The sequence below is a fragment of the Microbulbifer thermotolerans genome, from assembly GCF_001617625.1.
Lineage (GTDB): Bacteria > Pseudomonadota > Gammaproteobacteria > Pseudomonadales > Cellvibrionaceae > Microbulbifer > Microbulbifer thermotolerans.
The window spans coordinates 2,557,614-2,569,685 of the sequence record NZ_CP014864.1 but is presented as its reverse complement, the minus strand read 5'-3'; the positions used below and the strand labels follow the sequence as shown (position 1 = coordinate 2,569,685).

At 57.7% G+C, this 12,072-nt stretch carries 11 protein-coding genes; 8 read left to right on the top strand and 3 right to left on the bottom strand.

From position 1 onward, the window contains the following. Positions 1-285 precede the first annotated feature (285 nt). Positions 286-1,221 (top strand): universal stress protein, encoded by a 936-nt coding sequence (locus A3224_RS10725; protein WP_067154303.1) that lies wholly within the window; start codon positions 286-288, stop codon positions 1,219-1,221. 358 nt (positions 1,222-1,579) lie between these two features. Here A3224_RS10725 and A3224_RS10720 read toward each other — a convergent pair whose 3' ends face one another. Together A3224_RS10720 and sodB are read right to left on the bottom strand one after the other, a co-directional pair. After that, positions 1,580-3,466 (bottom strand): DUF885 domain-containing protein, encoded by a 1,887-nt coding sequence (locus A3224_RS10720; protein ID WP_067154300.1) that lies wholly within the window; start codon positions 3,464-3,466, stop codon positions 1,580-1,582. A 95-nt stretch (positions 3,467-3,561) separates the two neighbouring features. Beyond that, on the bottom strand, positions 3,562-4,146 hold the full coding sequence (sodB, locus tag A3224_RS10715) for a superoxide dismutase [Fe] (protein ID WP_067154297.1): 585 nt from the start codon (positions 4,144-4,146) through the stop codon (positions 3,562-3,564). Between the two features lie 323 nt (positions 4,147-4,469). Here sodB and A3224_RS10710 point away from each other — a divergent pair, with 323 nt between their 5' ends. The 4 genes from A3224_RS10710 (at position 4,470) to A3224_RS10695 (ending at position 7,931) form a co-directional block, all read left to right on the top strand. After that, on the top strand, positions 4,470-5,207 hold the full coding sequence (locus A3224_RS10710) for a hypothetical protein (protein ID WP_067154294.1): 738 nt from the start codon (positions 4,470-4,472) through the stop codon (positions 5,205-5,207). A gap of 284 nt (positions 5,208-5,491) precedes the next feature. Then, positions 5,492-7,000: a fumarate hydratase gene (locus A3224_RS10705; protein ID WP_067154291.1), complete on the top strand. Its 1,509-nt coding sequence runs from the start codon at positions 5,492-5,494 to the stop codon at positions 6,998-7,000. A gap of 251 nt (positions 7,001-7,251) precedes the next feature. After that, entirely contained in the window at positions 7,252-7,596 is a 345-nt protein-coding gene (locus tag A3224_RS10700) for a 4a-hydroxytetrahydrobiopterin dehydratase (RefSeq protein ID WP_067154288.1), read from the top strand. 104 nt (positions 7,597-7,700) lie between these two features. After that, positions 7,701-7,931: a DUF1272 domain-containing protein gene (locus tag A3224_RS10695; protein WP_067154285.1), complete on the top strand. Its 231-nt coding sequence runs from the start codon at positions 7,701-7,703 to the stop codon at positions 7,929-7,931. Positions 7,932-7,976: 45 nt separating this feature from the next. Here A3224_RS10695 and A3224_RS10690 read toward each other — a convergent pair whose 3' ends face one another. Beyond that, entirely contained in the window at positions 7,977-8,747 is a 771-nt protein-coding gene (locus tag A3224_RS10690; protein ID WP_067154282.1) for a TlyA family RNA methyltransferase, read from the bottom strand. 164 nt (positions 8,748-8,911) lie between these two features. Between A3224_RS10690 and nhaA the strand changes: the two genes are divergently transcribed. The 3 genes from nhaA (at position 8,912) to trxA (ending at position 12,072) form a co-directional block, all read left to right on the top strand. Beyond that, positions 8,912-10,387: a Na+/H+ antiporter NhaA gene (gene nhaA, locus A3224_RS10685; RefSeq protein WP_082817493.1), complete on the top strand. Its 1,476-nt coding sequence runs from the start codon at positions 8,912-8,914 to the stop codon at positions 10,385-10,387. Between the two features lie 423 nt (positions 10,388-10,810). Next, on the top strand, positions 10,811-11,194 hold the full coding sequence (locus A3224_RS10680; RefSeq protein ID WP_067154279.1) for an MmcQ/YjbR family DNA-binding protein: 384 nt from the start codon (positions 10,811-10,813) through the stop codon (positions 11,192-11,194). 23 nt (positions 11,195-11,217) lie between these two features. Further along, on the top strand, positions 11,218-12,072 hold the full coding sequence (gene trxA, locus A3224_RS10675) for a thioredoxin (protein WP_067154276.1): 855 nt from the start codon (positions 11,218-11,220) through the stop codon (positions 12,070-12,072).

The window sequence follows — 12,072 nt, the reverse complement described above, 5'->3', positions numbered from 1 at the left end:
TTTCGAAATGTCCGTCCTATCACCTGAGCTTCACATCCGCCCCCGAAGCACCTCTGCCACCAGAAAGTGACTTAATCAGAGGTTCCCTATGTCCCGTTTTTCCGTAAAAAGCAGGTTGGAAGTACTGCTGCCACTATATTTACTGGGGAACCCCTGACGCATTGGTGCGAGCGTATGGCGCGCTTTTGGTCCCAGATACGGGCCGATCAGAGGTTCTCAGCGTGTGGCCGGGGCAAGGCTATAGTGCCCGCAAACTTCAAAAGTCGCGCAGCCGGGGTAAGCCTTATGCAGAACTTTCACAATATTCTTTATGTCAGCCATGCCACAGGCGATGAGACTGCAGGGCTGCTGCAGGCGCTGGCAGCGGCGCGCAACAACGGCGCGGCGGTGAAAGTGTTGATCGTTTGTCCTGCGATACCAGATGGGTTCGAGGAATTCAGCCAGGTCTGTATGGATGCGTTGGCCGCGCGGCTGGATGAAGCGCTCGACAAGGTGCGGGCAAAACTGGCGTTGGAGAAGGATGCGCTGGCGCTGGAAGTGGAAACGGACTGCGGCAGTCGCCCGGCGGAGCGGGTGATTCGCAGGGTGCTCGCGGAAGGGTACGATCTCGTGGTCAAAAATGTTGAGGGCGCAGCTCAGCGTTTGGGTTTCAAGGCCATGGATATGGAGCTGTTGCGCAAATGTCCCTGTCCGGTGTGGCTGTGCCGCCCAATCGATAAACCGCACCGGGAAATCCGTGTGGCCGTAGCTGTGGATCCCGAATGCCGGGAAGCGAGTGTTTACGAACTTGCAATTGGCCTGCTGCGCTGTGCCAGGTCGCTGGCGGATACGTGCAGCGGCGAGTTACACATCATTTCCTGCTGGGACTACGACGTGGACGAATACCTGCGCCACAATTTTCCCCTCAGCGCGTCCGACGAGGAGCTGAACAGGGCCGTCGAAGCGGCACGGGCGACGCACCGGGCAAAGCTCGATGCACTGATTGATGCCTCGGGCATCGGAGGAACATTGGCGGTGCACCATGAAATTGCCCGACCGGATCGCTATATTCCCATGCTGATCGATGAGCAACGCTTTGATATTTTGGTGATGGGCACAGTGGGGCGCACTGGTATCCCCGGCTTTATTATGGGGAACACGGCGGAAAATATTTTGCAGAAAGTGCGCTGTTCGCTCCTGGCGATGAAACCGAGCAATTTTGTTTCCCCGGTGAAAGCGTGAAGTATCCAGCGGGATATCGAGCTGGTGATGTTCCTCGAGATGGGCATTTGGAAAGCGCACGAGTAGGTCTCAGCCCCCCTACGGTTTCGCGATGCCCATCCCATCACCCGGGCTTCTTAAGGAGCCTCTGATTAATTCACTTCCTGACGTAAAAACGCTTTGGAGCCAGATGAGAAGCTCAGGTGATAGGCTGGCCATTTCGAAACCGACGGATACAAGGATGTATCCGTCGGAGCTACAGGGAAGCACTCGTGCGTTTTTGAAATGGCCATCCTATTGCCTGAGTGCCCCGGAAGTGCTCAATCGCTTGGAAGCGAATACATCAGAGGCCCCTCAGAAGAATTCACCAAGGTTTTCTTCAGCGCTGTTTTTCCTGTTCAATCCAGCGTTCCACCAGTACTTCCAGAATGTCCAGCGGCACTGCGCCGTTGGCCAGAACGGTGTCGTGGAACTGGCGGATATCAAACTGGTCGCCGAGTGCCTGTTTCGCTTTTTCGCGCAGTTCCACGATTTTGAGCATACCGATTTTATAGGCGGTGGCCTGGCCCGGCATGACGATGTAGCGCTCTATGGCTTTGACGACATCACCTTTCGGGTTGGGGGTATTTTGCAGCAGGTAGTTAATGGCCTCCTCGCGGGTCCACCGCTTGCTGTGGATGCCTGTATCCACCACTAGGCGGCCCGCGCGCCAGAGTTCCATCGCCAGGCGGCCAAAATCGGAATAGGGGTCCTGGTAGAAACCCATTTCCTTGGGAACCAGCTCGGCGTAGAGCCCCCAGCCCTCGGTGTAGGCGGTGTAGCTGCCGAACTTGCGGAATTTGGGAATTCCCTCCAGTTCCTGGGCAATGGATAGCTGCATATGGTGGCCGGGGATCCCTTCGTGATAGGCCAGGGCCTCCATCTGATAGGTGGGCATGTTTTTGGTGTTGTACAGGTTGGCGTAGTAGATGCCGGGGCGTGAGCCGTCCGGGGCGGGTCGCTGGTAGAAAGCCTTGCCTGCGGATTTTTCGCGGAAAGGCTCCACGGCTTTGACGATTAAATCCGCCTTGGGCTTGGTGGTAAACAGCTCGTCCAGGCGGCCTTTCATGGTGTCGATAATTTCTGTGGCCTTTTCCAGGTAGCGTTGTTTACCGTCCGCGGTGTTGGGATAGTAGAACTGCTCATCGGTGCGCATGAATTCAAAGAAATCCTGCAGACTGCCGTCAAACGCCACTCGCTGCATGATTTCGCGCATTTCGCCGTGTATGCGCGCCACTTCTTGCAGGCCGATTTCATGGATCTCGTCTGCACTCAGATCTGTGGTGGTGTATTGCCGCAATTTGAACGCATAGAATTCGTCGCCGTTGGCGAGTTTCCAGACTCCGTCATCGGTAGTGGCGCGCTTCTCCAGTTGCTGAAGGTAAGCGATCAGTTTCCTGTAGGCGGGGCCGGCGCTGGAAAGCAGCGCTGACCTGGCTTTGCCTACCAGCTGTTCTTTGCGTTCGCTGTCGATCGCCAACTGTTCCACCTTACCCTTGAAGTCCGCGAACAGGGTGCTGTCATCGCCGTCGTCAAAAGGAGCGCCGGTGATCAGGTTTTTGGCATCGCTGATCACATAGGGAAAGACAAATTTGGGCACTATGGTTCCGGCTTCGGCGCACGCCTCCAGGTTTTTCTGCAATTGGTCGAAGTGCGCTGGCAGGGCGTTGAGGCGTGCGATATAGGCCTCTGCGTCATCGGCGTTATCAATGCGGTGCTGGTTGATCAACAGTGATGCGACGCCCGTGTGCACCGCATACATTTGATTGACGGGGTAGCTGTGCAGGCGCCATTTGTAGGCCTCGATCTCCTGTTCCAGTTTGCGCTTGGCCAGTTGCAGACTCAAGTACGTGGCGTCGTCGAGTTTAGACGGGTCCAGCTTATTCAGTGTGGCCAGCTGGCGCAGGTTGATATCGTGTGTCTCCTGGGCAAACTCGGGGGAGAGGTCGTCCCATTTGCCGTAGTCCTCTTTTACGCCCAGGAAGGTCATAAATTGCGGGCTGCGGGATAGATGCTCCTGGAAAAAGTCCTCGAACAGCCGGTTGGCTTGGGCGATGGCCGCCGGGTCGGCACTTCCCGGAGCCGGGAGCGTCTGTGGGGCTGCTTGAGTGGCCTCGGTACTTTCCCGCTTGATTTGCGGTGAAATTTCGGAATTACGATCGCGGTCACAGCCGGTCATCGCTATTGCGCTGATGGCAGTGGCGAACAGGGTGGTTATTAGCTTCATCGTCATCTCCCCTGTTATCTTTGCTGTTGTTTTTGGTGCGGTCTCTACAAAAAAAGCGGGCGCAGGGCCCGCTTTTATGCGTTTTCGGTGTCTTCTCAGGCGCCGAAGTTCTGGTTCACGAAGTCCCAGTTCACCAGGTTCCAGAAAGCTTCGAGGTACTTCGGACGCAGGTTGCGGTAGTCGATGTAGTAGGCATGCTCCCAAACGTCACAGGTCAGCAGGGGAGTCTGGTCGGCTTCGGTCAGCGGTGTGCCGGCGTTGGAGGTGTTGACGATGGCGAGGGTGCCGTCGTTCTTCTTGACCAGCCAGGTCCAGCCGGAGCCGAAGTTGTTTACGGCACTGGTGCTGAATTCTTCCTTGAACTTGTCAAAGGAGCCAAACGCCTTGTCGATCGCTTCGGCAACAGGGCCAGTGGGGGCGCCGCCGCCATTGGGGCTCAGGCAGTTCCAGTAAAAAGTGTGGTTCCAAACCTGGGCTGCGTTGTTGAACACACCACCGGAAGAGGTTTTGATGACTTCTTCCAGAGATTTGTCGGCGTCGGGTGTACCTTCCAGCAGGCCGTTCAGTTTGTCTACGTAAGTTTTGTGGTGCTTGCCGTAGTGGTACTCGAGGGTTTCCTCAGAGATATGCGGTTCCAGGGCATTCTTCGCGTAGGGGAGTTCAGGCAGTTCGAAAGCCATGGTGTTTTCCTTCCTTTGTGACAGGTTGTTGGTGAGGGCATTCTACACGGGCCATCGGGCGTTATTAAGCCGGGATAGCGGAGAAACGCGTATGGGGGCGGATTTCTCAATCGCAAGGGGGGATGTAGAATCCTTCTGGCTTTTGGTGTCTGCGCGGTTACGAGACGCCGTTTGTCCCGCCTGTGGCCTCCGGCTAGGCTATAGAGGAGCGCTTACTTTTTCGTCAGCTTTTGGTATAACTGCCGCTGGATTCAAGTCATGACAGATCCGGATACCAAGTGTCGGGTGCCCGGATCAGTGAAATCATCAGGTAAATAGTCAATATGCAACGCAGAGAGCCAACATTGGACAGCAGCGCCGCCATCGAGCCGCAATTGGATACCGGGCCCATCGGGCGCAGCCCGCGTACGCCGCAGCCCGCGCCCGTTGCGGAGGAACCGGGCGGCGGCTTCCCGGTACTGGCCCTGTTTGCGCTGATACTGGCTCTGGCGGGACTGGGTGCGGCGGCCTTCCTGTATCAGCAGTGGCAGGCCAGCCGGGTTCAATTGGTCGATGCGGAGGCCCGTATCGCCGAGCTGGAGAAGCGCTTTGAAATGTCGGACGAAGAGGCATCGGCGTCTGTCGAGGTGCTCAACGCCAAGGTCAAAGAGAACGCCTCCGAAATCCGCAAGCTCTGGGGCGTGTCATACGACACCAACCGCAAGAGCATTGCCGCCAATAAGAAGTCCGCGGCTGCCAACAAGAAAGAGCTGGCTGCCCTGGCGGGCAAGGTCAATGGGCTGAGCGCCAGTGTGCAAAAGATTGCCGCGGTGGAATCCTCCCTGGCGGAGCTGCGCAAGAACACCACCGAAAAGCAGCGCGAAACGGCGGACAAACTGGTTAGCCTGGAACGCCAGCTGGCTTCCGTGCGTTCTGATCTCACCGCCCGTGTGGGCGCCAACGAAGAAGCGGTCGAATCCATGGACGCCTACCGCCGCTCAGTGAATAAAGACCTGGTGCAGCTGCGCGAGGCCATTCGCAGCCTGCAGTCCGGTTCCAGCACTGCCGCATCGTCCCTTTAAGGAACCGCTGACCAATTCCATATGAAGCTTCAACGAGCGGTAGTCCCGGATCGAAAGCTTATGTGACGGGATCGGCGAGTTGAAGCAGCGGGGTACAGGGACGTACCCGATGGCACTAACGGAGGGTTGTGAATCGCCGAACAGTCTACTCTCCCACAGGATCATTCTCAGGACTCTTAGAGCGATCAGCGATCGTGTTAGCCGGTCAGCTCAGCATTTCCCGCAATACCCCCACAAATTGTGTAAAATTGCCCGCCTCCCCGAGACGTTAACCGGAGTCGGACATGACCACTATCCGCCAGGATGATCTGATCGACAGCGTCGCCGACGCATTGCAATTCATCTCTTACTATCACCCGCGGGACTTTATTCAGGCCCTGCACAAAGCCTACGAAAAGGAAGCCAACCCGGCGGCCAAGGATGCCATGGCGCAGATACTGATCAATTCGCGCATGTGTGCCCAGGGCCATCGGCCCATTTGCCAGGACACCGGCATCGTCACGGTGAAGATGAAGGTGGGTATGAATGTTCAGTGGGATGCGGAGATGAGTGTGACCGAGATGGTCAACGAGGGTGTGCGCCGCGCCTACACAAACCCGGACAATGTTCTGCGCGCGTCCATCCTCGCGGACCCGGACGGCGCCCGCAAGAACACCGGCGACAACACCCCGGCGGTGATTCACTATGAAATCGTGCCCGGTGACACCGTAGAAGTCTATGTGGCGGCCAAAGGTGGTGGCAGTGAGGCGAAAAGCAAGTTCGCCATGCTGAACCCCTCCGACTCCGTCGTAGACTGGGTCTTGCAGATGGTGCCCCAGATGGGTGCAGGCTGGTGTCCCCCGGGAATGCTGGGCATAGGCATCGGTGGAACCGCCGAGAAGGCCATGCTGTTGGCGAAGGAATCCCTGCTGGACCCGATCGATATTCAGGAACTGCAGGAGCGTGGTCCCGCCAACCGCGCCGAAGAGCTGCGCCTGGAGTTGTATGAGAAGGTCAACAGGCTGGGGATCGGTGCTCAGGGTTTGGGTGGCCTTACTACTGTGCTGGATGTGAAGGTCAAGGATTTCCCGACCCACGCCGCCAACAAGGCGGTGGCGATCATCCCCAACTGCGCCGCTACCCGCCACACCCACTTCACTCTGGACGGCTCCGGTCCGGCGCGTCAGACGCCGCCGGCACTGTCAGACTGGCCGGAAATCACCCGCGAAGCGGGCGGTGGTGCGCGGCGGGTGAATCTGGATACCGTCACCCGCGAGGATGTGCTGAGCTGGCAGCCCGGCGAAACCCTGCTGCTCAACGGTAAAATGCTCACTGGCCGCGATGCCGCGCACAAGAAGATGGTGGATATCCTTGCCAAAGGTGAGAAACTGCCGGTGGACCTGTCCGGTCGCTTTATCTATTACGTGGGCCCGGTGGACCCCGTGCGTGACGAAGTGGTGGGTCCTGCAGGTCCCACAACCGCGACCCGCATGGACAAGTTCACCCGCACCATGTTGGAGCAAACCGGTCTACTGGGGATGATAGGCAAGGCCGAGCGCGGCCCCGCCGCGATCGAGGCCATCCGCGACAACAAAGCCGTTTATTTGATGGCTGTCGGCGGTGCCGCCTACCTGGTGGCTCAGGCGATCAAGGAGGCCCGGGTCGTCGCCTTCCCGGAGCTGGGGATGGAAGCCATCTACGAGTTCGAGGTGGAGGATATGCCGGTGACCGTGGCTGTAGATAGCCAGGGAGACTCTGTACACAGCAGCGGCCCGCTGATCTGGAAAGAAAAAATCGCAGAGAGTGCGGTTTAAGGGGCGATCCCTTGTGGGTAAAAGGCCGGTCTCGTTTTGAGACCGGCCTTTTTTTTGGGGAAGGCGGAGAAGGATAGGGGGCTCAAACGGCACTTTCCTGTGTCGTTTTTAGTAATCTGTCCCATTTAGCGCGGTCAAAACCATATAAAATCGGTTTTTGGTCGGTGCACTTGTTTCCTTCGGGTGTGGCGGTTAGAGTCAGTCCAAGTCAAGACAAGCCATAATAAACACAATATCTTGAGGACTCTCCTATGACCGAACTCGCCCAACAACAGTGTGAAGCCTGCCGCGCCGATGCCCCTTTGGTCAGCGATGAAGAACTCCCAGAGCTGCTGCGGCAGATCCCCGATTGGACACCGATAACCCGCGACGGAATTCTGCAACTGGAGCGGGTCTTTAAGTTCCGTAACTTCAAGCAGGCGCTGGCGTTTACCAACCGCGTGGGTGCCATCGCGGAGGAGGCCGGTCACCACCCGGCGCTGCTGACTGAATGGGGTAAAGTGACCGTGACCTGGTGGAGCCACGAAGCCAAGGGGCTGCACAAGAACGACTTCATCATGGCCGCACGTACCGACCAGCAGCTTGAGGCGGAGTAGCCGGAAGTTTCCACTGGCGGCCCGCTTCGTCAGGATCGGTGGTCCCATTTTCATCGGACCGCCGCTTATGTCTGATGCCAGGATTGTAAAGGTACGGGACCGCCATGCTGAGAATGAAGTCCACCTGCGAGCGCTGCAGCGCTCCGCTGGGGCTCACCGACCGCGCTTTTATCTGCTCATTTGAATGTACGTTCTGCCCCCACTGTGCCCAGCAGCTGGAGATGTGCTGTCCCAACTGTCAGGGGCAGCTGGTGCTGCGCCCGCCCCGCAGCCACTCACCCACTGAGCGGCCGCCGCAGCGCTTTAAGGCCAAACTGGAAAAATTGCTGAAATAAGTTGCCCTTTGCCGGGAAGAGACGGGCCGCTCGGTGCCCGTGGCATCACCGGGGTATACCGGTGCCGCGGCTTGCCCAGAGCAAAAACTCCCGGTTGCCGTCACCGCCCCGGATGGGGCTGTCGATGTACTCCTTGACCTCCAATCCCAGCGCTTTACACATCCCAGTGACCTTCTCCTGTACTTTGGGATAGAGTGCTGTGTCCCGCACAAGACCGCCCTTGCCGATGCCCTCCGGCCCCACCTCGAATTGGGGTTTCACCAGGCTGAGCAGCTCGCCACCGGGGCGGAGCAGTGCCGGCAGCCGCGGCAGTATCAATGTCTGGGAGATAAAGGACACATCCATGACGATTGCATCGAAACCGCTGTCGCCATAGGGTGCCAGTTGAGCGGCGGTCAGACTGCGGGCGTTGATGCCTTCGAATAGATGCATGCGCGGGTCCTCGCGCAGTTTGGCCGCCAGCTGATCGCGGCCCACATCCACGCCCACCACCTGTGCCGCGCCACGCTGCAGCAGGCAGTCGCTGAATCCACCTGTGGAGCAGCCTACGTCCAGGGCATTCCAGCCGCTCGCGTCCAGCCCCGTGTGGTCGAGTATGGCGGCCAGCTTTAGTCCGGCGCGAGATACATAGCAGTCTTCCGGCAGCGGTTCCACTCTGAGTTCCCAGTCTTCGCCAACCGGCTGGCCCGCTTTTCGTGCGGGTTGCCAGTGGCCGCCGGAGGAGAGCATTACCCTGCCTGCGTCCACCAGTTTTTTTGCGTGGGTGCGGGAGTTGGCCAGGTTGCGTTGTACTAACAAAATATCCAGACGGGTCACGAAACAGGCTATTGTCCAAAAGGTGTAGAGGAGGAAATGATTGCCATGCTACCCTCCGACTCCCGTTGATAGAAGTACCGGCGCACTACGGTGGTTGCCGCATGTGTTTGGATGCTTGGCGGCACGGGTGCGAACTACTCTAGAAGAAAGGAGGTCGGTGGCCGATGGCAAAAAGGGTGCTGGATAAATTCAAGATTCGCAAGGGGAAGGTGTTTGAGGCGCCCCTGGAAAATGCCTTTGGACGGCTGGTAACCCCGTTCGAGGAATTTATCCACCGCCAGAGCAGTAGTGGCATATTGCTGATGCTAAGTGCCGTGGCGGCGCTTTTGATTGCCAATTCTCCTCTGCAGCACGCATACGAACATATACTGCACATGCCGCTGAGCCTCAATATCGGCGACTGGACCTTTTCACTCACGGTGCACCACTGGATTAATGACGGCCTGATGGCCATCTTTTTCTTTCTCGTTGGCCTGGAACTGAAACGTGAATTTCTGGTGGGGGAGCTTTCCGATCTCAAGCAGGCGGTGTTGCCGGTGCTCGCCGCCGTCGGCGGTATGTTGGTTCCGGCACTGATCTACGCGGGCTTAAACAGTGGAACCGAGGCGGAGCCCGGCTGGGGCATCCCGATGGCCACGGATATTGCCTTTGCCGTGGGTTGTATCGCGCTTCTCGGCAACCGGGTACCGCGCTCAGTAGTCATGTTCCTGGTGGCTCTGGCGATTGTCGACGACTTGGGGGCGATTCTGGTGATCGCCATCTGGTATACCGAGGACGTCAAGATGACGGCGCTGATGACCGCGGGCGCCCTGGTGTTGATTATGTGGCTGTTCAAGGCGGCTGGGGTGCGCCGTTCTCCAGCCTATGTTTTCGTCGGTATGCTGCTCTGGTATGAGCTGCACGAGGCTGGGGTGCACGCTACCCTGGCGGGTGTCATTACCGCTTTGGCCTTGCCCGCGCGGCCAAAATATGACCCGGTGGCGTTCAGCTCATTTGTCAAAGATATTATCCGCAGTTTCGACCGCTGCTTTCGCCCCGGCGATAACATCATTGCCAACGACGCGTTGCGGGCCCGGGTAATGGCCCTGGGTAACGGTGTCAACCTGGCGCAATCGCCGCTGCAGCGTATGGAGACCCGTTTGCATATACCGGTGGCATTCCTGGTGATACCGATTTTTGCGCTGGCGAACGCGGGGATACCCTTCGACAGCTTCACCAGCAGCGAGGCAGTGTTTAATCCCCTGACCATGGGGGTTATCGCCGGCTTGGTGGTGGGCAAGCTGGTGGGAATCACCGGCGCCACCTGGTTGGGCTGGAAACTTGGCTTGGGGCGTCTGCCCAGAGGGGCCAGCTTCCACCATATTGTCGGTGTTGCACTGCTTGGCGGTATAGGTTTCACCATGTCGATTTTTATTTCAGAACTTGCCTTCGCGGGGCAATCGGAATTGCTGGTGCAGGCCAAGGCGGGCGTGCTGTTGGCCTCAGTGATCGCGGGTGTGCTGGGCTTTCTGGTATTGAGCCGGGCGCCGGTTTCCGAAGAGGCCGAAATGGTGGAAGCCGTATCGGAAGCCAGGGATGTAAAAGCGGCGGCGGAAAAAGCTGCTGGGGAACCGGTTCGACGGGATGCGGATGGGAGCTGAGGCAGGCCTGTGCCGCGGAAAATAGGATGGCCATTTCGAAAACGCACGAGTACTTCCCTGTAGCTCCGACGGATACATCCTTGTATCCGTCGGTTTCGAAATGGCCAACCTATCACCTGAGCTTCTCATCTGGCTCCAAAGAGTTTTTACGTCAGGAAGTGAATTAATCAGAGGTTCCCTAGGTAAATCTCCCCGGCTCTGGTGTTTCAAAACCGCCGGATACAGGGACGTCCCGAGTGTTTTCGAAATGCCCAACCCTTTGTCGGAGCGGCCCAAAAACAATTGTAGCGGCGCATGTATTAAACAGCGGCTTTTCATAGCCGCTTTTCTGTTGTCTATGCACAAGTGAATTGCTATTTGAGTCGCGGTCGAAGGTTTGCCAAGCCCTGACTGCCGCCGTCACTCAGCTGGTAGGAGAGGATCGTGGATTATCAATCTGCACGAAATTATTTGCTCTCCCGCCCCGAAGCGGTAGAGGACTTTCCGTTTGGCCCCGAAGTGGCAGTGTTCAAAATCAAGGCAAAAATGTTTGCCACCCTGACCGTCGGCAAGGATGGGGTGGTGCGCTCCAATCTGAAATGTGATCCGGATGAAGCTCAGGCGCTGCGCGATATATTTGCTGGCGTCCTGCCCGGCTACCATATGGACAAGAAGCACTGGAACACGGTGTTGTTCGATGGCAGCGTACCAGATGGCGAAATCGAGCGCATGATGGACAAGTCCTATGGGCTTGTGGTCCGGGGATTGCGCAAAGCGGAACGGCAGACTCTCGAATTGGCATACGGTACTGATACCATATACCGCTAGTCCCATCTGACACAGGAGTGGTTGTGAACGAATTTATTGTCGAGGTAACGGCGCAAAACGCCCAGCAGGTACTGATCGAGGAATCCATGAAGCGCCCGGTGGTGGTGGATTTCTGGGCCGATTGGTGCGAGCCGTGCAAGCAGCTGATGCCAGTGCTTGAGAAACTGGCTAATGAGTACGCGGGTCAGTTTCTGTTGGCAAAGGTGAATGCGGACAGCGAGCAGATGCTTGCAGCGCAATTGGGCGTGAGGAGCCTCCCCACAGTATTGGTGCTCAAGGAGGGGCAGCCGGTGGACGGTTTTGCTGGCGCGCAGCCGGAAAAGCAGATCCGCGAGATGCTCGACAAGTACCTGCCGAAACCCTGGGACTTGAAGCTGGCCCAGGGCCAGCAACTGGTGGCAGAGGGCAAGCTGACGGAAGCACTGCCGGTGTTGCGCCAGGCCTATACAGAATCCTCTGAGCGCGCGGATATCGCCAAGCAGCTGGCGGCGGTGCTGTTGGAGCTGAACCGGGTTCAGGAAGCGGAGACGGTATTGGGCAAGATATTGCTGGCGGATCAGGATAGCGATTATCAGCAGTTGATGTCCCAACTGGAATTGAAGCAGAAGGCTGCCGAGTCTCCGGAAATCAAAGCCCTGCAGGAGGCTTTGGCGCAAAACCCTCAGGACAGCGAAGCCGCCTACAAGCTGGCAATACAGTACAGTCAGACACACCGCCACCAGGAGGCTCTGGATCTTCTGCTGGATGTGTTGCGCAGGGATATGAACTTTGCCGACGGCGCCGCCAAGCAGGCCTATCTGGATATCGTCAAAAGTCTCGGTGCCGGAGATCCCTTGGCAAGCCAATACCAGCGCAAGTTAATGACCCTTCTTTATTGA